The organism is Aeromonas veronii, assembly GCF_040215105.1.
In the GTDB taxonomy this organism is placed as follows: domain Bacteria; phylum Pseudomonadota; class Gammaproteobacteria; order Enterobacterales; family Aeromonadaceae; genus Aeromonas; species Aeromonas veronii_G.
Window position 1 is genome coordinate 81,907 of sequence record NZ_CP157875.1, and the last position, 22,107, is coordinate 104,013.

Genomic DNA, 22,107 nt, shown 5'->3' on the forward strand with positions numbered 1-22,107 from the left:
TGGGTACTTGGCCCTGTTACTGGCGGCAAAGGCTTGATAAATGGGGTTTCTGCCTACATCTTAGATGGTCCAAGCAAGCTTCTGGACGGCAGGGGCTGCAGAGCATTTTAGAGGTACCGCAGATGAACAACCCTTTGCTGACCATGGACTCGCTGCCTCCCTTCAGCCAGATCCAGCCTGAACAGGTGCAGCCTGCCGTCATGCAGGCCATCGCCGACTGCAAACAGAAGATTGATGACGTACTGGCCCGGCGCGAGCCCCACACCTGGGACAGCCTGATCGCCCCCCTGGAAGAGGTCAATGACCGGCTGGGACGCATCTGGTCGCCGGTGAGCCACCTCAACGCCGTGCAGAACAGCGAGGCTCTGCGGGAGGCCCATGATGCCTGCCTGCCGCTGCTCTCCGAGTTCCAGACCTATGTCGGCCAGCATGAAGGGCTCTATCAGGCGTATCGCGAGCTGGCCGAGAGCGACGACTTCCCCCTGCTGAGCGGTGCCCAGCGCAAGGAGATCCAGAATACCCTGCGTGATTTCCGCTTGTCCGGTATCGGTCTGCCTGCCGAGGCGCAGCAGCGCTATGGCGAGATCCAGGCCCGTCTTTCCGACCTGGCTTCCCGTTTCAGCAACAACGTGCTGGACGCGACCATGGGTTGGAACAAGTTGGTGACCGATGAGGCCGAACTGGCCGGTCTGCCCGCCAGCGCCCTGGCCGCCGCTCGCCAGCTGGCGGAGCACAAGGGTCAGCAGGGCTGGCTGTTCACCCTGGACATCCCCTCCTACCTGCCGGTGATGATGTATGCCGACAGCCGCACCCTGCGTGCCGAGCTGTATGAGGCCTTCACCACCCGCGCCTCGGATCAGGGCCCCAACGCCGGCAAGTGGGACAACTCCGCCATCATGACGGAACTGCTCACCCTGCGCCGGGAGCTGGCCCAGCTGCTCGGCTTTGGCAACTATGCCGAGCTCTCCTTGGCCACCAAGATGGCGGACAAGACTGAACAGGTGGTGGGATTCCTCACCGACCTCGCCGCCAAGTCCCTGCCCCAGGGCAAGGCCGAGCTGGAAGAGATCCGGACCTTCGCTGCCGAGCACTTCGGTCAGAGCGAGCTGGCGGCCTGGGACATCCCCTACTACGCGGAGAAGCTCAAGCAGCACAAGTTCTCCATCTCCGACGAGCAACTGCGCCCCTACTTCCCCGCCGGCAAGGTGGTGAAAGGGCTGTTCGAGGTGGTGCGCCGGGTATTCGGGGTCAAGGTGCGCGAGCGCCTCGGTATCGATACCTGGCATCCGGACGTGCGCTTCTACGACATCTTTGACGGAGAGGACGAGTTGCGTGGCAGCTTCTACCTCGATCTCTATGCCCGCGAGCACAAGCGAGGCGGCGCCTGGATGGATGTCTGCCTGGGTCGTCGCTATCGCCAGGATGGCTCCCTGCAAAAGCCGGTGGCCTATCTGACCTGCAACTTCAACGGCCCCGTGGATGGCAAGCCCGCCCTGTTCACCCACGACGAAGTGGTGACCCTGTTCCACGAGTTTGGCCACGGCATTCACCACATGCTGACCCAGATCGACGTGGCCGGGGTCGCTGGCATCAACGGCGTGGCCTGGGATGCGGTGGAGTTGCCGAGCCAGTTCCTGGAGAACTGGTGCTGGGAGTCCGAGGCGCTGGCCTTTATCTCCGGTCATTACGAAACAGGCGAGCCGCTGCCCGCGGATCTGCTGGAGAAGATGCTGACCGCCCGTAACTTCCAGGCGGCCATGCAGATGCTGCGCCAGCTGGAGTTCGCCCTGTTCGACTTCCGTCTGCACCAGGAGTTCGATCCGGCCAATCCCGAGCTGGTGCCGACCCTGCTGGATCAGGTGCGCAGCCAGGTCGCCGTGATGACGCCGCCGGCGTTCAACCGCTTCCAGCACAGCTTCTCCCACATCTTCGCCGGCGGTTATGCGGCGGGTTACTACAGCTACAAGTGGGCGGAAGTGCTCTCCGCCGATGCCTTCTCCCGCTTCGAGGAAGAGGGGATCTTCAACGCGGCCACCGGCCAGGCCTTCCTGAAAAATATTCTGGAGAAGGGCGGGTCGAAAGAACCCATGGAGCTGTTCCGCGCCTTCCGGGGCCGAGAGCCCCAGGTGGATGCGTTGCTGCGACACAGCGGTATCGCCGCCTGATGTATCAGCCCTGCGCCGAGATGAGCTTCAAGCAGGTACTTGGTTTGGACAGAGTGGGATCCCGGCATGATTTTTAAGATAAAAAGGGACCGCATGGTCCCTTTTTTCAAGGCTTTTTAATATCTTGCCGATAGCATGTTTGCACAGCCACCGCCTCTTCCAGTAGAGTCGGGTTCTAGTTTCCAAGGAGAGAAAGCCACTTGCCATGAGGCGAGCACTCGAGTCTGTCTATCAAATCATCTCCAGCTTGTCTCATCTGAGTGGCAAGGGATTTTTCGATACTTTTGTGAGTGAGATCGCCAGCTCGGTGGGGGCGGATCTCGTCCTGATTTCGGGACAGGACCAGACCGGCCTGTTCTTCACCATTCATGCCGCCTATCCCGCCTCCCTCGACATCGGCTCCTACAGTTTTCCCCTCGCCAGTACCCCGGGGGAGATCGTCATGCAGCAAGGGGAAGCCTGGTTCAACGATTGCACCTGCCAGCTGTTTCCCCATGCCGCCGTGCTGGAGTTCTGGCAGATCCGTGGCTATGCCGGCATCGCCCTGAAGAATGCCCAGGGGGAGACCCTGGGGCTGTGCAGCGTCATGTTCAAGCAGGCGATGCCGAGCATGGACAAGATCATGCAGCTGCTGAGGCTGCTGGCCCCCATCGCCGGTCGCGAGCTGGCCCTGATGTACCAGCAGCAGGCCCCTTCGCAATCCATGGGGCCGGGCGCCATGCAGGTGCTGGATACCATGATGTCCCACGCTCCCGTGGGCATCGGCAAGATGGACCTGGACGGGCGGATTCTCTGGATCAACCCGGCCATCGAGAAGATGCTGGGTTATCGTCCGGACGAGTTGCTGAACCGCACCGCCGCCGAGTTCAACCACCCGGAAGACTGGCAGGCGAGCCTCCCGCTCTACGAGGAGATCCGGCGCGGAGAACGCCCCGCTTTCACCCAGGAGAAGCGCTACCGGCACCGGGATGGTTCGGTGCTGTGGGGGCGCGTGACCGTCACCCTCATTCGCAACGAGCAGTTGCACCCCGATTATCTGATGCTGGTGCTGGAGAACATCGATCCCATCAAGCGTCACAGCGAGCAGCTCAAGCTCTCCCACCGGGTCTATGACAACCTCTCCGAAGCCATCCTGGTGTGTGACGGGGAGAGCCGCATCATCTCGGTGAATCCCGCATTCGAACGGATCACCGGTTACAGCGAGGAGGAGGCCTGCGGCCAGCGCCCCAGCCTGCTCAAATCCGGACTGCACGATCAGACTTTCTACGCCGACATGTACCACGCCCTGGAGCGGGTGGGGATCTGGCGTGGGGAGGTGTGGAACAAGCGCAAGAACGGCAAGCTCTACCCCCAGCAACTGATGGTGAGCGCCCTGCGGGAAGGGGGCCGGATCAGCCAGTACATCGCCATCTTCAGCGATCTCTCCCAGACCAAGCTGGCGGAGCAGAAAATCGCGGCCCAGGCGAACTACGACAACCTGACCGGCCTGCCCAACCGCTGGCTGTTTGGTCGCTGCCTTGCCCGTTTCTGCGAGCGGGGGGAGCGCTTCGCCCTCATGGTACTGGACCTCAACAACTTCAAGGCGGTCAACAACAGCATGGATCACCACGTGGGTGATGCCCTGCTGCGGGAAGTGTCGGATCGGCTGGTGAGCCGGGTGCGCACCGAGGATCTGGTGGCCCGCATCGGTGGGGATGAATTTGCCTTCCTGGTGCCCGGCATCGTCAACCGCCGCCAGGCCGAGGTGTTCGCCAAACAGGTGATCGGCGGCTTCGCCAGACCCTTCATGCTGGCCAATCAGCACCTCTACGTGACGGCAACCCTGGGGATCACACTCTGTCCCTACGATGGGGCGGACAGCGACGAGCTGCTGCGCAACGCCGAACAGGCATTGTTCGTCGCCAAGCGGCAGGGCCGAACCCTGGGCACCTACAGCGCCTCCATGCGGGAGGAGGTGAGCCAGCGCCACCAGATGCAGCAGGATCTGGCGGAGGCCATCAAGCTGTCGCAACTGACCATGGCCTATCAGCCCATCTGGGACAACCGTAGCGGCCGGGTGGCCAAGCTGGAGGCGCTGGTGCGCTGGTATCACCCCCATTGGGGCCAGGTCTCGCCGGCGGACTTCATCCCGCTGGCGGAGGAGGCCGGGCTGATGCAGGGGCTGGGCGCTCTGGTGTTGTGGCAGTCGTGCCGGGATCTGGCACGACTGCAAAAATCCGGCTTCCCGGATCTGCAGATGTCCATCAACCGCTCCACCCTGGAGTTCCAGACCATAGATCCGGAAGCCAACGAATGGCTGCGGGTGATCCGTCACTTCGGCCTGGACCCCAAGGACATCATCATCGAGATCACCGAATCTCTCTTGATGGAGAGCAGCGATCAACACAGGGTGCGGATCGACGCCCTGCGCGAGGCGGGTTGCAAGCTGGCCATCGATGATTTCGGTACCGGCTACTCGGCGCTCAACTATCTGCGTACCTTCCCGGTGGATCTGGTGAAGATAGATCGCTCCTTCGTGCGCCATATTCCCTTCAACGAACAGGACAGGTTGCTGCTGGACGGCATCATCAACATAGTGCACAACCTTGGCATGCAGGTGGTGATCGAGGGGGTGGAAACCCGGGAGCAACTCAACTTCCTTTGTCAGAAAGGGTGCGCCTTCACTCAGGGCTATCTGCTCAGCCGGCCGCTGCCATTCGAGGATCTGACGGAATACCTGACCCTCAACCGGCAGGGAATGAACCTGGCCAATCTCACCATCGTGAGCTGATCTCCCGCTTCTGTTATCATGCTCGGCTCCATGCCGCCATGAGTCATCGTTATGCCCCGTATTCAGGTTTTCAGTGAAGTGCCCGCCCGGGAAGGGGAGCTCGACGCCCTGCGCCAGCGCCTGGCCGACGTGGAGTTTCCCGCTCCCTTCGCCCTGGTACTGACCGAGGCGCGGCTGGAGCTGCGCAAGCTGGACGAGCCCAAGCTGGGGGCTGTCTACGTGGACTTCGTGGAAGGGGCGGTGGCACACAGGCGCAAGTTTGGTGGTGGTCGTGGCCAGTCCATCGCCAAGGCGGTAGGGCTGAAGGCGGGGGCCATGCCGACCGTGGTGGATGCTACCGCCGGGCTCGGCCGTGATGCCTTCGTACTGGCCTCCCTCGGTTGCAGGGTGACCCTGATCGAGCGCAGCCCCGTGGTGGCGGCCCTGCTGCAGGATGGGTTGACGCGGGCGGCCCAGGATCCCGAGATCGGGGGCTGGGTGAGCGAGCGGATGCAGTTGCTGCAAGGACCGGCGGTGGACAACCTGCTGGCATTGAGCGAACGGCCGGACGTCATCTATCTGGATCCCATGTTCCCCCACAAGCAGAAATCCGCGCTGGTGAAAAAAGAGATGCGGGTGTTCCAGTCCCTGGTGGGGCCGGATCTCGATGCGGATGCGCTGCTGCCGGCGGCGCTCAAGATGGCGACCCGACGGGTGGTGGTAAAGCGGCCCGACTACGCGGGCTGGCTCAACGAGCACAAACCCAGCATGGCCATCGAGACCAAGAGCAACCGCTTCGATGTCTATGTAATGGCGGCGCTGGCCGGTTGACCGTGACCCCCATACGAAGAGGGCCCGCAGTGCGGGCCCTCTTTACTTGTCCGACTAGAAACGGACAAGTTTCTCTTCCCCCTGCCAGACGAGGGCCAGGGTCGCCAGCTCCGCCAGACTGAGCCGCTCTCCGCTGGTTAGCAACAGGTATTCAATCCCCTTTTTCGCCACTATGGTCTGCACCTTGTCCTCCCACTGCCGGCCACTGCGGTCGGTGAGCGTCACCGGCAGTTGCCAGCGAGCGGCGATTTCGAGCCAGTCATAGAGGTCACAGCTGATGGGTTGATAATCCGTCATGGTGCTTCCTTTGGGAGTGTTCAGGCTTCCAGCAAACGGGTGGCCCAGCCCATCTTCTGCTGGCGCTCCACTTCCAGGCGGAGCTCGCTGGCCCGCAGGTAGTGTTCGTCCAGCCAGCCCTTGGGCAGGGTCAGGGCCAGGGCATCCTCGTTGGCTTCCAGGGTGAAGCGGGGTACCGTGCCCTGGGTGCGACGCATGCAGAGAATGAGGGCGATGCGCAGGATGCGGGCCAGCCGGATCGCCTGGCGACCGGTGACGGCCCCCTGCTTCTCCAGCTGCTCCAGCTTGAAATCATCCCGCTGGTTGAGCAGCAGGGCCGACAACAGCTTCTTCTGGGCCGGGGTGAAGCCCGGCATGTCGATGTTGTCGATGATGTAGGCCGCGTGTTGCGGGGCCTTCTTGTACTCGATGCAGAGCCCGATCTCGTGCAGCAGGGCGGCATAACGGAGTATGGGGCGACCATAGCGTCGGGAGAGACGCCAGGCCGGCTGCAACTGGTTGAACGCCTCGACGGCGGTGTCGCGTACCCGCTCGGCATGTTCCTTGTCGAGCTGATAGCGGTTGATCAGGCTGTCGGCGGTACGATCCCGGGCGTCACAGTCGTGATTGTTGCCGAGCAGACCGTAGATCAGTCCTTCCCGCAATGCGCCACCGGCGAGGGTCATGCTCTCGATGCCGAGGGTCTCGAAGATGGCTATGAGGATGGCGAGACCGGAGGGGAACACGGTCAGCCGCTCGGCCGCCAGCCCTTCCAGCCGAAGCTGGTCCAGCTTGCCGCAGGCGATGGCCTGACCCATCAGCTCCTGCAGCTTCGGCAGGGTAACTCGCTCGCTCTTGCCCTGGGCCAGCATGATCTCCTGCAGCGCCTGGACGGTGCCGGAGGCGCCGACGCAGGTGCGCCAGCCGAGGGTCTTGTAATCCTCGGCCACGTTTTCCAGCACCGTCTTGGCGCTGGCGATGGCCTGGTTGAAACGGGTCTCGGAGAGCTCGCCGTCACCGAAGTGATTGTTGAGCCAGGTGACGCAACCCATGTGCAGGCTGTTGAGGAGTTTGGCCTCGCTGTGCTCGCCGATCACCAGTTCGGTACTGGCGCCGCCGATGTCGATCACCAGCCGGTTGCCTTCCCCGGCGGAGGTCCAGGAGACCCCCTCGTAGATGGTCTTGGCCTCTTCCTCGCCCGAGATGATCTCGATGCTGTGGTTGAGCACCCGTTCCGCTTCGCTCAGGAACTCGTCGACGTTGGTGGCAAGGCGCAAGGTGGCGGTGCCCACCACCCGGATGTTGTCGGACGGAATGTCCTGCAACTGCTCGGAGAACAGACGCAGACAGTCCCAGCCCCGCTCCATGGCGGCGCGGCTGAGGCGAAATTCCGAATCGAGACCGGCGGCGAGGCGAACCTTGCGCTTGACCTTGGTGACGGTGCGCAGCGCACCGGCGACCTCGCGCACCACCAGCATGTGAAAGCTGTTGGAGCCGAGGTCGATGGCGGCATAGAGCGGCGAGTTGTGCAACTGGGCCTGTCCTGTCAGTTCTTGCGGGGCGGACGGCGGCGGTTGTTGCTGTTGCCACCCTGGCGATCACGCATGTTGCGGTTCACCGGCTGACGATTGCGGAACACCCGTTTCGGGGCGGTCACATCATCCAGCAGCGCCTCGCGGTCATACTTGCTGACCGGGATGGGGTGATGGATGTACTCCTCGATGGCCGGCAGGTTGAAGGCATAGTCTTCACAGGCCAGGCTGATGGAGTGACCGCTCTTGCCGGCGCGACCGGTACGACCGATGCGGTGTACGTAGTCCTCGGCGTCGTCGGGCAGGTCGTAGTTGAAGACGTGGGTCACGTCAGGGATGTGCAGACCACGGGCGGCCACGTCGGTGGCGACCAGGATGTCCAGCTGACCCTTGGTGAACTCTTCCAGGATCTTCATCCGCTTCTTCTGGGGCACATCACCGGTCAGCAGGCCGACGCGGTGGCCGTCGTTCTCCAGCCAGGCGTGGACGTCTTCACACACATGCTTGGTGTTGGCGAAGACGATGGCCTTCTCCGGCCACTCCTCTTCCATCAGGGAGAGCAGCAGCAGCATCTTGTCTTCATTGGAGGGGTAGAACAGCTCCTCCTTGATGCGCACGCCGGTCATCTGCTCCGGCTCGACCTGCACGTGTTCCGGGTGGTTCATGTGCTCGTAGGCCAGCTCCTGCACCCGCAGGGAGAGGGTGGCGGAGAACAGCATGCTCAGACGCTCGGTGGCGGGGGGCATGCGGCGGAACAGGAAGCGGATGTCCTTGATGAAGCCGAGATCGAACATGCGATCCGCTTCGTCCAAGACGACGACCTGGATGTTGCCGAGATCGATGACCTTGGACTTGAAGTAGTCGATGATGCGGCCCGTGGTGCCGATCAGGATGTCGACACCCTGCTCCAGCACGGCCAGCTGCTTGTCGTATCCTTCGCCACCGTAGGCGAGACCGAGCTTCAGGCCGGTCGAGGCCGCCATGCTCTCGGCATCGTTGTGGATCTGCACCGCCAGCTCACGGGTCGGGGCCATGATGATGGCGCGCGGCTGGTTGATGAGGCGCGGCTTGGTCAGCGGATGGGTCAACAGATAGTTGAAGGTCGCAGCCAGGAAGGCGAGGGTTTTGCCGGTTCCCGTCTGGGCCTGACCGGCCAGGTCATGGCCTTCTACCAGCAGTGGCAGAGACAGCGCCTGGATGGGGGTGCAATAGTGAAATCCCTTTGATTCCAGACCAGCCAGAACTTCGGGTTCGAGGCCCATTTGGGCGAATTTTTCGGTCGTTAGATGTGTTTTGCTCATGGCGGTAGGTTATCAGGTTAGGCTTGCAATAATAAACAGGATCATTTCAAATAGGGCAACTATTGCCTTTGTTGATCCGTCAATAAAGCCTTAATTACTGACTGGAGTTGGAGATGAGTGACAAGATTGTTCAGCTGAGCGATGCCAGCTTCGAGGCTGATGTAATCAAAGCCGACAGCCCCGTTCTGGTAGATTTCTGGGCTGAATGGTGCGGTCCGTGCAAGATGATTGCCCCCATCCTGAACGAAGTCGCCCAAGAATATGCCGGTCGCGTGACCGTGGCGAAATTGAATATCGATCATAACGCCGACACGCCGCCCAAGTATGGCATTCGCGGTATCCCGACCCTGCTGCTGTTCAAGAATGGCGAAGTGGCAGCGACCAAGGTCGGTGCCCTCTCCAAGACTCAGCTGAAAGAGTTCCTGGACGGTAACCTGTAATAATCAAGAAGGAGCGCATTGCAATAATGCGCTCCTTGTGTTTTATCACCTAGACGCTCATCCCGATTGGTGCTAGTTTATCGCTCGTTTGCTAACCTTTTTGCCTGACTCTTTGCTTCACATCAGCCTGGCAAGTCAAATCCGATCAGCATCAATCCAGCAGACTGTCTCCTCATTTCAATCCTTGCTTACAGACTTTCACCACTATGAATCTGACTGAACTTAAGAACACTCCTGTGTCCGAGCTGGTCCAGCTTGGCGAATCCATGGGGTTGGAAAATCTGGCTCGGGCGCACAAGAAAGACATCATCTTTGCCATCCTCAAGGCGCACGCCAAGGGCGGTGAGGACATCTTTGGCGACGGTGTGCTGGAAATCCTGACCGATGGCTTCGGCTTCCTGCGTAGCGCAGACGGCTCCTACCTGGCCGGCCCGGACGATATCTACGTCTCCCCGAGCCAGATCCGCCGCTTCAACCTGCGCACCGGTGACACCATCTCCGGCAAGATCCGGCCGCCGAAAGAGGGCGAGCGCTACTTCGCTCTGCTCAAGGTCAACGACGTCAACTACGATCGTCCGGAAAACTCCCGCAACAAGATCCTGTTTGAAAACCTGACCCCGCTGCACGCCAACGAGCGTCTGCGCATGGAGCGCGGCAATGGCTCCACCGAAGACATCACCGCCCGTGTGCTGGATCTCGCATCCCCCATCGGCAAGGGTCAGCGTGGCCTCATCGTCGCACCGCCCAAGGCCGGTAAGACCATGCTGCTGCAGAACATCGCCCAGAGCATCGCCTACAACCACCCGGATTGTGAGCTGATCGTGCTGCTGATCGACGAGCGTCCGGAAGAAGTGACCGAGATGCAGCGGATGGTCAAGGGCGAAGTCATCGCCTCCACCTTTGACGAGCCGGCTTCCCGTCACGTCCAGGTCGCCGAGATGGTGATCGAGAAGGCCAAGCGCCTGGTCGAGCACAAGAAGGATGTGGTCATCCTGCTGGACTCCATCACCCGTCTGGCGCGCGCCTACAACACCGTCATCCCCTCATCCGGCAAGGTACTGACCGGTGGTGTGGATGCCAACGCCCTGCACAGACCCAAGCGCTTCTTCGGTGCGGCCCGTAACGTCGAGGAAGGCGGCAGTCTGACCATCATCGCCACCGCGCTGATCGACACCGGCTCCAAGATGGATGAAGTCATCTACGAAGAGTTCAAGGGTACCGGCAACATGGAACTGCACCTCTCGCGCAAGATCGCCGAGAAGCGCACTTACCCGGCCATCGACATCACCCGCTCCGGCACCCGCAAGGAAGAGCTGCTGACTGCGCCGGACGAGCTGCAGAAGATGTGGATACTGCGCAAGATCATTCACCCCATGGGCGAGATCGACAGCATCGAGTTCCTCATCGACAAACTCTCTGCCACCAAGACCAACGACGAGTTCTTCGACTCCATGAAGCGTCAGCAGAAGTGATGATGTAGCAGAATGACAAAACCGCGGCCCAGGTCGCGGTTTTTGTTTATCTATTTGCCGGTGCCCTTAGTACTATGGGGCCAGGACGCCACAAGGCCGGATGTCACAAGGATAGAGACGTCATGAAGCTGATTTTCTTGCTATGGATTGGGTGGCTGCTGGCCGCACCCGTGCAGGCCGATTCTCCCCCGCAACGCAATGCCCCCCTGGTGGCGGACGAAGGGCTGCAGGGGCACCTCGACTACCTGCACAGCCGGCTCGCGCTCGAACAGTTTGCCGCCATGGACTCCCTGCTGGAGACCCTGGCCCTGGGTCAGCGTGAATACCTGCAATATCAGGTGCTGGCGGGTCTCAAGACGGTCAGTCATCCGAGCCCTGCACTCCATGCCTGGGTGCGGGCGCAGGCCGCCAAGGCGCCGCAATGGCTGGTGGAAGGGGAGGTGGACGGCTTCCTGGTGCAGCTGCCCGCCTATGATTTCGCCGCCGAAGCGCGGCTGGTGCTGAACCGCTGGCAACAGCTCGCCTGGCAGGACAACTATCGCCAGCAGCTGGCGCGAGACAGTTTCGATTTCAAACAGCTCTACTACAGCCGCAACCCGGAGCTGGCGCAGCAACAGCAGGCGTTGCTGACGGTGCTGGACAGCCAGCCGACCGCCGTGCAGCGTCGTGAGGCCCAGCGGCTGGCCGCCCAACCCCTCTTCCTGCCGGACAACCAGTTGCTGCTGCATCTCATCGAGCGGACCGGCAACCCTGACTTGTACCAGAAACTGTGGCGTCAGCCAGTGGATAACGACAGCCTGGCTGCATTGAGCAGCATACCCCGCTTCTACCATGGCCAGACGGCGAGCGATCTGCTGATCGCCGCCAGCCGCAATGAACGGCTGATGATCCCGGCCCTGCATCAATTGAGCCGACTCTCCCCCCTGCCGGACGAGGCCCGCCAATACCTGCTGGCGGAGCTCGGCAAGCAGCAATACAGCGGTCTGGTGGCCGGCGTGTTGCTGCAACTGGACGAACCCAGGCTGTTGGCCCAGCTGGCGGACAGGCTCACCCATCAGGAGCGGCGTCACACCATGTCCGTCCTGCGGCCCGATACGGGTACACCGGATGGCCAGCCGGGGTTATAATGCGCCATCGCCTGCACACAGGGTACCCGCATGAAATACAAGGACTTGCGTGATTTTATCGCGCAGCTGGAACAGAACGGACAGCTCAAGCGCATCACGCGCGAGATAGACCCCTATCTGGAGATGACCGAGATCAGCGATCGCACCCTGCGTGCCGGTGGCCCGGCCCTGCTGTTCGAAAATCCCAAGGGTTATGCCATGCCGGTGCTGACCAATTTGTTCGGCACGCCGGATCGGGTCGCCATGGGTATGGGTCAGCCCAATGTCGGCGCCCTGCGTCAGGTGGGCACCTGGCTCTCCTACCTGAAAGAGCCCGAGCCTCCCCGTGGCCTCAAGGAGCTGATGGAGAAGCTGCCCATCTTCAAGCAGGTGCTGAACATGCCGACCAAGCGTCTCTCCTCGGCCCCCTGTCAGCAGGTGGTATTGGAAGGTGACGCGGTCGATCTCGACCAGATCCCGATCCAGCACTGCTGGCCCGGTGACGTCGCCCCCCTGGTGACTTGGGGCCTGACCATCACCCGCGGCCCCTACAAGAAACGGCAGAACCTCGGCATCTACCGCCAGCAGAAGATCGGCAAGAACAAGCTGATCATGCGCTGGCTGGATCATCGGGGCGGGGCCATCGATTTTCGTGAGTGGCAGGAGGCGCACCCCGGTGAACGCTTCCCGGTGGTGGTGGCGCTCGGCGCCGATCCGGCCACCATACTCGGCGCCGTGACGCCGGTACCGGATACCCTCTCGGAGTACGCCTTCGCCGGTCTGTTGCGGGGGAGTCGCACCGAGGTGGTGAAGGCCCTGAGCTGCGAGCTGGAGGTGCCCGCCAGCGCCGAGATCGTGCTGGAAGGCTACCTGGAGCCCGGCGAGATGGCACCGGAAGGCCCCTATGGGGATCACACCGGTTACTACAACGAGGTGGACGAGTTCCCGGTGTTCACCATCACCCACATGACCATGCGACGCGACGCCATCTATCACAGCACCTATACCGGCCGTCCCCCCGATGAGCCGGCGGTGCTCGGGGTGGCGCTGAACGAGGTGTTCGTGCCGCTGCTGCAGAAGCAGTTCCCCGAGATCGTGGACTTCTACCTGCCGCCGGAGGGGTGCTCCTACCGGATGGCGGTGGTGACCATCAAGAAACGCTACCCCGGCCATGCCAAGCGGGTCATGCTGGGGGTTTGGTCCTTCCTGCGCCAGTTCATGTACACCAAGTTCGTGATCGTCTGCGACGACGACATCAACGCCCGGGACTGGAAGGACGTGATCTGGGCCATCACCACCCGGATGGATCCGGCGCGGGACACCACCCTGATCGAGCACACGCCCATCGATTACCTCGACTTCGCCTCACCGGTCTCCGGGCTCGGCTCCAAGATGGGGCTGGATGCCACCAACAAGTGGCCGGGGGAGACGAACCGCGAGTGGGGTCAGCCCATCGTCCAGGACGAGGCGGTGAAGCAGAAGATCGACGCCATCTGGGATGAATTGAAGATCCTGGACTAGCCGCTGAGGCGGTCGGCGCGCCCGTTCGATGAAAAAGGGCGGTGCCGGGCCGGGTTGAATGATGCAATGGCGCCTGTTTCCGGCCAGTCGGTGCACAAAGAGCGGTATTGCCGGCCTGAATTGGGTATGCTCGACTGACCGGACCCCTGGCGGGTCGCCAGAACACAGTGAATCAATGAGTGAAAACGGGCCGGGCTGGCCCGTCAAAAGGACAAGAATGCAACGTATCAAGTGCCGCGTAGAGGAACTGCGCGAATATGTCGACACCATCTGGCATGTGGCCCTGGCGCCGCAGCAGGCCATCAGCTTCAAGCCCGGCCAGTATCTGCTGGTGGTGATGAGTGACTCGGACAAGCGCCCCTTCTCCATCGCCAACTCGCCGACCCGTGACGGTGTGCTGGAGTTGCAGATCGGAGCCACCCCGGAGAACGCCTACGCTGGCCAGGTGCTGGCGCGCATGCGTGAGCAGGGGGAGATCGAGATCGAACTGGCGGCAGGCAAGGCCTTCCTGCGGGACGAATCCCCGCGCCCCCTGATCCTGATGGCGGGCGGCACAGGTTTCTCCTATGCCCGTTCCATCCTGGAATATCTGATGGCGACCGGCAGCAAGCGCCCGGTGTTCCTCTACTGGGGTGTGCGTCAGGCGCACTGGCTGTACGAGCAGGCGCAGATGCAGCAGTGGGCGCAAGACTATGCCCCGCTCACCTTCGTGCCCGTGGTACAGGAGCCGGAAGTGGACTGGACCGGCCGCACCGGGCTGGTGCACAAGGCCATCATGGACGACTTCGTCAGTCTGCATGACTACGACATCTATGTGGCGGGTCGCTTCGAGATGGCGGGGGCCGCCCGGGAAGAGTTCAAGGTGCTGGGGGCCGAACCCGAGCGCATCTTCGGGGATGCCTACGAGTTCATTTGAGCGCCGACGGCGAAGCCGTGATCAAGGCTCAGGTGCTGCTCGCTTATGTGCGGTAAAGAGTGCTCATGTATATCGATACACTCCGGTTCCTGCGCTTCGCCTTGCTGACGGCTTCTCGCAACGGCCCTTGAACCTCTTCACTGTTCCAGAAACAACAAACCCCAGCCTGGCTGGGGTTTGTTTTATGTGCGCCGAGGGCTGGTCCGTGCGCGCGCGGAAGGGGCTTATTCGCCCTTGGCGGCGAGCTGCTGCTCCAGCTGGGCCAGCTTGGCTTCCAGGGCGGTCAGCTTTTCCCGGGTGCGCAGCAGCACCTTGGTCTGCACGTCGAACTCCTCGCGGCTGACCAGATCCAGCTTGTTCAGCTGGGATTGCAGTACCTGACGGGTTTTCTTCTCCACCTCTTCACCCATGCTGCGAATGCCGGGGGGCAGGGCGTTGTGTACCTGTTTGGCGATCTCTTCCAGTTTTTTCGGGTCGATCATGGGGTTCTCCTTAAGCGATGGGCCATTCTACCGACAAATCCCTCCCTTTGCCGAGATCGGGGCTGGCTTTTTGCGCCTCGCGGGCACGCTGGCTCTGGTCGGGTCTGGTGTTGCGCCGGATGCTGTTACTCTCCGCCGCCGGGGTGACAATTCCAATTCCTTGATGTTGTACACAAAAAAAGCAGATCAGATGACCGACCAGAGGCTTATCAATTGTTGCGTTGCTGTTAATATGTTTCGGTCGGGTTTGAACCCTACCCCGTCAGGCTCATCATGGATAACAACATAAAAAGAGATAAGGATATGAAAAAAAACCTGATTTATGCAGCCGTCCTCAGTGCGCTATTGAGCGGTTGCGGTGGCAGTGACGATAACAAAGGCGATACCTCCAGCTATCTCGACTACCTGCTGAGCGGTTCCAATGCCGTTCGCCCCAGTGCCCTCGCTGCCCGTGCCTCCGACGGTACCCTGAAGTTCTCCACCGAAACGGCGGATCTCTCCAACCCTGTCTCCGCGCTCTCCACCCTGGATGGCTGGTCCACAACCCAGGCCATCCAGGTCGTGCCCGTGACCGCCTCGGGGATCAGCATCAAGGCTCCGGCCGCAGCCGAGTTTGCGGCGTCCGTCGCCCCGCTCTATCTGCTTGAACTGGAGTTTGACAGCGCGGCCCTGCGCCCGAGCGGAGTGAAGAAGCAGCTGACCTACGGGGTGGACTTCGTGGTGGCCGAGGCGGGTGGCAAGCTGAATCTGGTGCCTCTCAAGCCGCTCAATCCCTCTTCCTATTACATGATAGTGGCGACCGATACCCTCAAGGACAGCAACGGCAATGCCGTGCGTGCCGGCTCCGACTACAGCAACTACAAGAGCAACCCGGGCAGCAGTGCCCAGGATCAGACCATCAACGGTCTGATCACCCTGCAGGAGGGGCTGTTCAAGGCCGCCACCGGCATCACCAGCGATCACGTGATCTTCTCCGACTGGTTTGGTACCCAGTCCGGTGCCGATGTGCTGGTGGCGGTGAAAGGAGCGGCGGCATCCGTGCTGAAGAGCCCGACCCTGGATGCGGCGGCCCTGTGGAAACAGGATGCGCTTGGCCATACCAGCCTGCCGGGTACCTACACCCTGGGGGTGACGGCGAACGCCGCCTTCCTGACCCAGCTGGAGGCCGAGCCATTCCTGCCTCAGGAGCAAAAGGATGCCATCGCCGCTGCCGTGGTCGCCAACCCGACTCTGAGCGGCCTGGCGAGCGCCACCAAGGTCTATACCGGTGCGGTCAAGCTGCCTTACTTCCTCTCCTCACCGGCCACCGCCGGTTCCTGGGACAAGGCCAAGACCCAGTCCTGGCACGGCGCCATCCCCAGCCTGTACGCCATCGCCAATGCCCTGAAGGCGGGCGACAGCGAGGTGATCGGCGGTCTGGTGGGGGCGGGAGTGGATCCGGCCCTGCTGGGTACGCTCATCGCCGACCCGACCCGTCAGGCCGAGCTGCTGGCGGAGGCGAGCAAGCTGATCGGGGTGACCCTCACCTCAGGTGGCAAGGCGCTGGATCCCGAGATGAACATCGGCCGTTTCAACCCGCTGCCCAAGCTGGAAGAGGTGCAGTCCGTGCCGATGCGCATCTTCGCCGCGGCGCCGCTGTCGGCTATCACCGACGTCATCATCTATCAGCATGGCGTCACCTCGGTGAAGGAGAATGCCTATGCCCTGGCCCTGGGTCAGATCGGTGCCGGTGCCAAGGCAAGCAAGAACGTCGCCGTGGTGGTGATCGATCATCCGCTGCACGGGGAGCGTGGCTTCGCCCTGACCGGTAGCCTGGACTCGGTGACCACCTCGGACAACCCGACCCCCTATCTGAACCTGAGCTATCTGACGGTGGCGCGGGACAACCTGAAACAGAGCGTGGCGGATCTGCTGGGCCTGCGTCTGGCGGTGGGGCTGGCCAATGCCAAGGGTGTCATCGGCACCGCCGGCAGCCTCAAGGTGCACTTCCTGGGTCATTCCCTCGGCGCCATTTCCGGGGCCAACCTGTTGGCGGTGGCCAACCAGCCGCTGGGCAACCCGACGGCCGATGCCCTGTTCAAGTTCACCACCGGCGGCCTGGCCATGCCGGGTGGCGGCATAGCGCCGCTCTTGCTGAACTCCCCCACTTTCGGCCCGACCATACAGATGAGCGTGCTGACCGGCGGCAGTCCCGAGTTGAAGACGGCCTTCACTGCCTATGCCCCGACCTGCAAGAGCGCGGTGGCAAGCTGCTTCGTCAACGAGTTCCTGCCGAGCCTGGATGGCACCACGCAGGCAAGCGCCGCCAGCACCCTGCAGAGCTACGTCTTCGCGGCCCAGTCGGTGCTGGACTCGGCTGATCCGATCAACCTGGCGAGCGGCATCAAGGCGGACTTCCCGCTGTTTGCCACGGAAGTGGTGGGTGATGGCGCCCTGAGCCTGCCGGATCAGGTGATCCCGAACAGCGTCGCCTCTGCGCCGCTGGCGGGGACCGAGCCGCTGTTCAAGGTGATGGGGTTGCAACCCCTGACCGCGACGGGGGCGGCCAACCACCATGCGGCTCGCTTCGTGGCTGGTGGTCACAGCTCCTTGCTGGCACCGGACGAGAACTTCGATTCGACCGGCGCCGTGACGAGCGAGATGCAGACCCAGTTCGGCAGCTTCTTCATGAGTGGTGGCACCGCGGTCAAGGTGACCGATGGGACCCTGCTCAAGCAGTAAGCGTCAGCCAACCATATAAAAACGCCGCCCTCTGGGCGGCGTTTTCGTTGTCGGCCATCAGAACACAGGATGGCAGGGCATCAGGCGGGCCTGTGATGCCTGTCCAGCCAGCCCTGCAACAGACCCACCAGCAGGCCGGTCAGGTGGGCGATGTTGGCGGTGGGCGTGCCGAGCAAATCCATGAAGCCGAGTACCAGCCAGAACAGCATGAAGCCCATCAGCGCCGGTGGCAGGCAGAGGCCGCAGTCCGGCTGCAGCCTGGCGCGCAGCCAGCAATAGCCGAGCAGGGCATAGACCACGCCGGAGAGACCCCCAAACAGCGGGCCGCTCGCGAAGAACTCCGCCACGTTGGGCAGCGCCGCCCCGACGATGAGCAGGATGAACAGCTTGCCGCTGCCGAGTCGCTGCTCTATCTGCCCCCCGAGATACCACCACCACAGCAGGTTGAACACCAGGTGCAGCACCGAGAAGTGGATGAAGGCGGGGGTGATGTAGCGCCAGGCCTGCCAGTCGGTGAACTGGGCCAGGGTGGGGTGGAACGCCAGCTCGTCGAAGATGGGCAGGCCGATGGCATCGAGGGCATAGACCGCCAGACAGGCGATGATGACCACCAGGGTCAGGGGCCCCGCCTGATGCAGAAAATCGGTGACCGGATCCGTCATTCCCTTGCTGTAGTCGATGCGGGCATCCGCCCGACCGGACTGCCAGGACGCCTCCATGTAGCGGGGGTGATTGGGCTCGCTCAGGAAGCGTTTGACTTCCAGCTGGGCCTGGGCGAGGCGCTGCTCGTCCGCCAGCCAGACCGAGACTCCGAGCTCGGACTGGGTCAGCTCGCAGGAGATCCCCAGGGTGGCCAGATAGTCCACCAGGGCCTGGGCCATGCGGGCATTGTCCAGCACCAGCAGCTGGATCATGCCGGCCGGGGAGGCACTGCCGGCTCCTGTCATGCGTCGCCCGCCTGGATCGGGAACTCCCTGCGCCAGGCCTCGAAGCCACCGTCCAGACTGTAGACGGCGTCATAGCCCTGTTGCAGCAGGTACTGGGCGGCCCCCTGGCTGCTGTTGCCGTGATAGCACATCACGATCACCGGGGTATCGAAGTCCACTTCATTCATGAAGCGGACCAGGGTGCCATTGGTGAGGTGGAAGGCGCCGACCGCGTGGGCCGTCTCGAATGACTGGGGATCGCGAATATCCACGAGGCGGGCCTCACCGGCCTCCAGCTTCTGGTGGGCATCCTGGGCGCTGATATGGGCAAACTGGTCCATTGAGATGTCCTGCAAATAGATGATTGGGGGTCAGTTTACCCCAAGCGAACTCAATAAAGCAGAGGGAAGGTAGGAAGCTGCACTTGGGTGGCTTGGTCTGGGTGACGGCACAAGAGATGCGGGCTGGGGTTCTGGGTGTGCAGGTGAGTCGCGTTGGCTGGATTGAGAACTTTAATGTCCGAATTCGCCAATGAAGCACACCACAGAGGTGGATATAATAATAATTATCATTTAGGTGCCGTTATTGCCTGCACCCAGGAGCCAGTCATGAACATTGATGCAACAGAGTACCCCATCGTCTGGATGGATTACGAACCGGCCCGGGGGGTATCCGTGGAAGCGGCACTTGCCGACATCTCGACCCTGCTTGTCCGCGGCCAGCCCCTGGTGTTTCTCGCCACCGGGGAGCCGGGCAATGGCAACGACAAGGCCAGGGCCGAGGATCGCCGGACGGTCGCGCTCTGGATGAAGAGCAACAAGCACGCGATCCGGCGGTTTGCCCTTGGCCACGTGCAGATAGTACCGGAGGCGACCAAGCGCGTGGCGATGCGGGCTTTCGCGGTCGTCTTCGCCAAATTCTGGGGTTACCCCATGTTTGTCGTTGCCAGCGAAGAAGAGGCGCGGGCCAAGGCCAGCGCCTTGCTGGCCAATGCCTGAACCGGATAGCGGAGAGTCTCCCATGTACATCACCGATAACAATGACATGACCGATATCGAGTCCGACTATCCCGACAAGATTGAGCGCCCCGTGGTCGTGATCGGCCTGGGCAGGGTCACGGAAAACTGGGAGCTGCCGCTCCATCAGCACCGCAAGGCACAGCTACTGTTTGCCGACAGCGGCTTGATCACGCTGGAGACGGATACGGGATTCTGGGTCGTGCCGCCGCAGGGGGCGGTATGGATCCCAGGTGGCATGGTCCACCGGGCCAGCAGCAGCGGTGAACCGTGTGGCTTTGTGGCATTCGTCGAGCCGGATGCCGTGCCCGGGCTGCCGGACTGCTGTTGCACTATTTCGGTCTCTCCCTTCATGCGAGCACTGCTGGAGCGCACCGCGGCGCTGCCCGAGCACTATCGGATCGAGGGAGCACCGGGACGGCTGATGTCGGTGTTGCTGGACGAGCTCATCGCCGCCCCACTGGAGTGGTTGCACCTGCCGATGCCCGCCGATCTGCGGCTGCGCAAGCTGGCGGACGGTATGCTGGCCGCCCCCGCCGACCGGGCGACGCTCGAGCAATGGGCATCCAGGATCGGCATGAGCGAGCGCAACATGTCGCGCCTGTTCAGTGCCGAGACCGGTCTGAGCGTGAGCCGCTGGCGCCGTCAGATGCATGTGATCACCGCCTTGCCGATGCTGGCCCAGGGTCGGCTGATCCAGGCCATTGCAGACGAGCTTGGTTACGACAGCTCTGGTGCCTTCATCACCATGTTCCACAAGGCGGTCGGGGCTCCGCCAAAGCGCTTCCTCGCCGAGCGTACCGCCCAGATCCATGCCCCCTTGCACAAGCCTTCAGGAAGTTCCTATGAGTACCAGTAACCTGGCAGAGACGCTGCCAAACACCCCGGATCCACTGGGTCAGATATTGAAGCCCATCAATGGTCGTCTCATCGTGGCCGCCCTGCTGGCAGGCCTGGGCGCGGCGCTGACCTTGACCCCCCTTGCTGGCATAGCCCAAATCGCCCGGTTCGTGCTCGGCGGCGAGGAGTCTGTGGTACAGAGCCTGGCCCTGCTGAAGGGAGAGGTGTGGCTGATGGTGATGTTCAGCCTCGTCGGCCTGTTCCTCGGTCTGTTGCTGTCGCTGGTAGCGGAGACCTGCGCCCATGTGGCAGACAACAGGATCACCCGTCATCTGAGGCTTGCCGCGGCGCGCCGTCTGGCCCGGGTGCCTCTCGGCTGGTTCACCTCCCACGCATCCGGTGAAGTGAAACAGGCGATGCAGGACGACATCGGCACCCTGCACGAGCTGACTGCCCACTTCTACACCACCCTGGGCCGAGCCCTGGGGGCCATCCTGGCGTCACTCGTCTATCTCTTTGCGATGCATTGGGGGTTGGCTCTGGTCGCCATTCTGCCCTACGTCGCCGGCTTTCTGTTGATCGGTTCGGCCATGAAGTTCAGCGAGGCGCAGACCCGTGCCTTTGGTGAAGGCCAGGCCAGGGTGAACGATGCCGTGGTGGAGTTCGTCAACGGGATCCCGGTGATCAAGACCTTCGGCACCAGCGGCAAGGCGCACGGCAACTACCGGACGGCGGTGGAGAGCTTTCTGGAAGCCTTCCTCGGCCTGTTGAAGCCGATGCTGGGCATCATGGCCATCGCAAATGCCCTGATGTCCCCCGTCGCCGTGCTGGGGGTCGTGCTGGCTGCCGGTACCCTCTTTGTCGGTCTCGGCTGGATGGCGCCGGTGGAAGTGTTGCCGTTCGTGCTGGTCGCCCCCTGCATCTCGGCACCCCTGATGCTGCTGGTGTTTGTGGCCCACGGGCTGGAGCCCGCCAAGGCTGCCGCGGGGCGGGTCCAGACTCTGTTGCAGACGCCGCAGCTGGAGCAACCCGCTTATGACGAGGTTGAGCACCCGAGGGGGGTAGAGGTTTGCGCCGAAGAGGTGAGTTATGCCTATGACGGTGGCCACAAGGCGCTCGACAAGGTGAGCTTCACCCTGGCCGCCGGTACTGTGACGGCCGTGGTGGGGGCATCCGGTGCGGGCAAGTCCACGCTGGCCCGCCTGCTGCTGCGCTTCTTCGATCCGAGCGAGGGGCGCATCACGTTGGGTGGGGTGGATTTACGCAACCTGGATACCCGTGAGTTGTATCGACACATAGGCTTCGTGCTGCAGGAGGTGCGTCTGATCCACGCCAGCGTGCGTGACAACATCGCGCTCGGTCTTCCCGACGCGACCTATCAGCAGATTGAAGAGGCCGCCAGGGCCGCCAATATCCACGAGCGCATCCTGAGCCTGCCACGGGGCTATGACTCCGTCATCGGCGAGGATGCTCAGCTCTCCGGCGGTGAGGCCCAACGGGTCAGCATAGCCCGCGCCGTGCTGCTGGATCCGCCCGTTCTGGTGCTGGACGAGGCGACCGCCGCAGCCGACGCCGAGAACGAGGTGGCCATCCATCAGGCCCTTTCCCGCTTCGCCAAGGGGCGGACTCTGATGGTGATCGCCCACCGGCTCGATACCGTGATGCATGCCGATCGCATCCTGGTGGTAGAAGACGGAGCCATCGTCGAGCAGGGTCGTCACGACGCGCTGCTGGCGCAGGGTGGCCGCTACGCTCGCCTGTGGGCGCTGGGTGGACATGAACAGCAAGATCAACAACGGATGGCGGTATAACC

The 22,107-nt window shown here is 62.4% G+C and carries 18 protein-coding genes; 12 read left to right on the forward strand and 6 right to left on the reverse strand.

Translation table 11 applies throughout. The annotated features are described in order from the left end of the window. Positions 1 to 122: 122 nt before the first annotated feature. The 3 genes from prlC (at position 123) to ABNP46_RS00400 (ending at position 5,745) form a co-directional block, all read left to right on the forward strand. Positions 123 to 2,165, forward strand: a complete 2,043-nt coding sequence (gene prlC, locus ABNP46_RS00390) for an oligopeptidase A (RefSeq protein ID WP_349920510.1) — start codon at positions 123 to 125, stop codon at positions 2,163 to 2,165. 205 nt (positions 2,166 to 2,370) lie between these two features. Then, positions 2,371 to 4,935: a putative bifunctional diguanylate cyclase/phosphodiesterase gene (locus ABNP46_RS00395; protein WP_349920511.1), complete on the forward strand. Its 2,565-nt coding sequence runs from the start codon at positions 2,371 to 2,373 to the stop codon at positions 4,933 to 4,935. A gap of 51 nt (positions 4,936 to 4,986) precedes the next feature. Continuing rightward, on the forward strand, positions 4,987 to 5,745 hold the full coding sequence (locus ABNP46_RS00400) for a class I SAM-dependent methyltransferase (RefSeq protein WP_434476166.1): 759 nt from the start codon (positions 4,987 to 4,989) through the stop codon (positions 5,743 to 5,745). Positions 5,746 to 5,799: 54 nt separating this feature from the next. Here ABNP46_RS00400 and ABNP46_RS00405 read toward each other — a convergent pair whose 3' ends face one another. Genes ABNP46_RS00405 through rhlB form a run of 3 tightly spaced genes read right to left on the reverse strand, consistent with a single transcriptional unit; the run spans position 5,800 to position 8,854 of the window. After that, on the reverse strand, positions 5,800 to 6,042 hold the full coding sequence (locus ABNP46_RS00405) for a Rho-binding antiterminator (RefSeq protein WP_349920512.1): 243 nt from the start codon (positions 6,040 to 6,042) through the stop codon (positions 5,800 to 5,802). Between the two features lie 20 nt (positions 6,043 to 6,062). After that, positions 6,063 to 7,553 carry a guanosine-5'-triphosphate,3'-diphosphate diphosphatase gene (gene gppA / locus ABNP46_RS00410; RefSeq protein WP_349920513.1) on the reverse strand — a complete coding sequence of 497 codons (1,491 nt, stop codon included), beginning with the start codon at positions 7,551 to 7,553 and terminating at the stop codon, positions 6,063 to 6,065. A 14-nt stretch (positions 7,554 to 7,567) separates the two neighbouring features. After that, complete coding sequence (rhlB, locus tag ABNP46_RS00415; RefSeq protein WP_349920514.1) at positions 7,568 to 8,854, reverse strand: ATP-dependent RNA helicase RhlB; 1,287 nt, start codon at positions 8,852 to 8,854, stop codon at positions 7,568 to 7,570. A 113-nt stretch (positions 8,855 to 8,967) separates the two neighbouring features. On the opposite strand from rhlB, the gene trxA reads away from it, so the two are divergent. The 5 genes from trxA to fre all read left to right on the forward strand — a co-directional run bounded on the left by trxA (position 8,968) and on the right by fre (position 14,309). Further along, the gene (trxA, locus tag ABNP46_RS00420; protein WP_025328829.1) at positions 8,968 to 9,294 is read left to right on the forward strand and encodes a thioredoxin TrxA; all 327 of its coding nucleotides are present in this window, start codon (positions 8,968 to 8,970) and stop codon (positions 9,292 to 9,294) included. Between the two features lie 206 nt (positions 9,295 to 9,500). Then, positions 9,501 to 10,766 (forward strand): transcription termination factor Rho, encoded by a 1,266-nt coding sequence (gene rho, locus ABNP46_RS00425; protein ID WP_042079206.1) that lies wholly within the window; start codon positions 9,501 to 9,503, stop codon positions 10,764 to 10,766. 122 nt (positions 10,767 to 10,888) lie between these two features. Then, positions 10,889 to 11,893 (forward strand): hypothetical protein, encoded by a 1,005-nt coding sequence (locus ABNP46_RS00430; protein WP_349920515.1) that lies wholly within the window; start codon positions 10,889 to 10,891, stop codon positions 11,891 to 11,893. A 30-nt stretch (positions 11,894 to 11,923) separates the two neighbouring features. Continuing rightward, on the forward strand, positions 11,924 to 13,393 hold the full coding sequence (ubiD, locus tag ABNP46_RS00435; protein ID WP_349920516.1) for a 4-hydroxy-3-polyprenylbenzoate decarboxylase: 1,470 nt from the start codon (positions 11,924 to 11,926) through the stop codon (positions 13,391 to 13,393). Positions 13,394 to 13,610: 217 nt separating this feature from the next. Then, on the forward strand, positions 13,611 to 14,309 hold the full coding sequence (fre, locus tag ABNP46_RS00440; protein WP_349920517.1) for an NAD(P)H-flavin reductase: 699 nt from the start codon (positions 13,611 to 13,613) through the stop codon (positions 14,307 to 14,309). A 224-nt stretch (positions 14,310 to 14,533) separates the two neighbouring features. On the opposite strand, the gene ubiK is transcribed toward fre, so the two are convergent. Beyond that, positions 14,534 to 14,791, reverse strand: a complete 258-nt coding sequence (ubiK, locus tag ABNP46_RS00445) for a ubiquinone biosynthesis accessory factor UbiK (RefSeq protein ID WP_349920518.1) — start codon at positions 14,789 to 14,791, stop codon at positions 14,534 to 14,536. A 303-nt stretch (positions 14,792 to 15,094) separates the two neighbouring features. Between ubiK and ABNP46_RS00450 the strand changes: the two genes are divergently transcribed. Further along, on the forward strand, positions 15,095 to 17,512 hold the full coding sequence (locus tag ABNP46_RS00450; RefSeq protein ID WP_349920519.1) for a VolA/Pla-1 family phospholipase: 2,418 nt from the start codon (positions 15,095 to 15,097) through the stop codon (positions 17,510 to 17,512). Positions 17,513 to 17,592: 80 nt separating this feature from the next. Here ABNP46_RS00450 and glpG read toward each other — a convergent pair whose 3' ends face one another. Then, positions 17,593 to 18,426: a rhomboid family intramembrane serine protease GlpG gene (gene glpG / locus ABNP46_RS00455; protein WP_349922329.1), complete on the reverse strand. Its 834-nt coding sequence runs from the start codon at positions 18,424 to 18,426 to the stop codon at positions 17,593 to 17,595. Positions 18,427 to 18,455: 29 nt separating this feature from the next. Continuing rightward, positions 18,456 to 18,779, reverse strand: coding sequence for a thiosulfate sulfurtransferase GlpE (glpE, locus tag ABNP46_RS00460; protein ID WP_005330007.1), 324 nt, complete (start codon positions 18,777 to 18,779; stop codon positions 18,456 to 18,458). Positions 18,780 to 19,046: 267 nt separating this feature from the next. Between glpE and ABNP46_RS00465 the strand changes: the two genes are divergently transcribed. The 3 genes from ABNP46_RS00465 to ABNP46_RS00475 are packed head-to-tail and all read left to right on the forward strand — an operon-like array spanning position 19,047 to position 22,105. Beyond that, positions 19,047 to 19,436: a hypothetical protein gene (locus ABNP46_RS00465; protein WP_349920520.1), complete on the forward strand. Its 390-nt coding sequence runs from the start codon at positions 19,047 to 19,049 to the stop codon at positions 19,434 to 19,436. Positions 19,437 to 19,458: 22 nt separating this feature from the next. Next, positions 19,459 to 20,313 carry an AraC family transcriptional regulator gene (locus tag ABNP46_RS00470; protein ID WP_349920521.1) on the forward strand — a complete coding sequence of 285 codons (855 nt, stop codon included), beginning with the start codon at positions 19,459 to 19,461 and terminating at the stop codon, positions 20,311 to 20,313. Next, a complete protein-coding gene (locus ABNP46_RS00475; protein WP_349920522.1) occupies positions 20,300 to 22,105 on the forward strand; it encodes an ABC transporter ATP-binding protein in 1,806 nt (601 codons plus the stop codon). Before ABNP46_RS00470 ends, ABNP46_RS00475 begins: the two co-directional genes overlap by 14 nt. Positions 22,106 to 22,107: the final 2 nt, after the last annotated feature.

Coding starts and splice junctions, on each gene's coding strand:
- ubiK (WP_349920518.1), bottom strand. CDS start 14,791: ATGATCGACCCGAAAAAACTGGAAGAGATCGCCAAACAGGTACACAAC.
- ABNP46_RS00465 (WP_349920520.1), top strand. CDS start 19,047: ATGAACATTGATGCAACAGAGTACCCCATCGTCTGGATGGATTACGAA.
- ABNP46_RS00470 (WP_349920521.1), top strand. CDS start 19,459: ATGTACATCACCGATAACAATGACATGACCGATATCGAGTCCGACTAT.
- ABNP46_RS00475 (WP_349920522.1), top strand. CDS start 20,300: ATGAGTACCAGTAACCTGGCAGAGACGCTGCCAAACACCCCGGATCCA.
- rho (WP_042079206.1), top strand. CDS start 9,501: ATGAATCTGACTGAACTTAAGAACACTCCTGTGTCCGAGCTGGTCCAG.
- prlC (WP_349920510.1), top strand. CDS start 123: ATGAACAACCCTTTGCTGACCATGGACTCGCTGCCTCCCTTCAGCCAG.
- glpG (WP_349922329.1), bottom strand. CDS start 18,426: ATGATCCAGCTGCTGGTGCTGGACAATGCCCGCATGGCCCAGGCCCTG.
- ABNP46_RS00450 (WP_349920519.1), top strand. CDS start 15,095: ATGAAAAAAAACCTGATTTATGCAGCCGTCCTCAGTGCGCTATTGAGC.
- rhlB (WP_349920514.1), bottom strand. CDS start 8,854: ATGAGCAAAACACATCTAACGACCGAAAAATTCGCCCAAATGGGCCTC.
- fre (WP_349920517.1), top strand. CDS start 13,611: ATGCAACGTATCAAGTGCCGCGTAGAGGAACTGCGCGAATATGTCGAC.
- ABNP46_RS00405 (WP_349920512.1), bottom strand. CDS start 6,042: ATGACGGATTATCAACCCATCAGCTGTGACCTCTATGACTGGCTCGAA.
- glpE (WP_005330007.1), bottom strand. CDS start 18,779: ATGGACCAGTTTGCCCATATCAGCGCCCAGGATGCCCACCAGAAGCTG.
- ABNP46_RS00400 (WP_434476166.1), top strand. CDS start 4,987: ATGCCCCGTATTCAGGTTTTCAGTGAAGTGCCCGCCCGGGAAGGGGAG.
- trxA (WP_025328829.1), top strand. CDS start 8,968: ATGAGTGACAAGATTGTTCAGCTGAGCGATGCCAGCTTCGAGGCTGAT.
- ABNP46_RS00430 (WP_349920515.1), top strand. CDS start 10,889: ATGAAGCTGATTTTCTTGCTATGGATTGGGTGGCTGCTGGCCGCACCC.
- ABNP46_RS00395 (WP_349920511.1), top strand. CDS start 2,371: ATGAGGCGAGCACTCGAGTCTGTCTATCAAATCATCTCCAGCTTGTCT.
- ubiD (WP_349920516.1), top strand. CDS start 11,924: ATGAAATACAAGGACTTGCGTGATTTTATCGCGCAGCTGGAACAGAAC.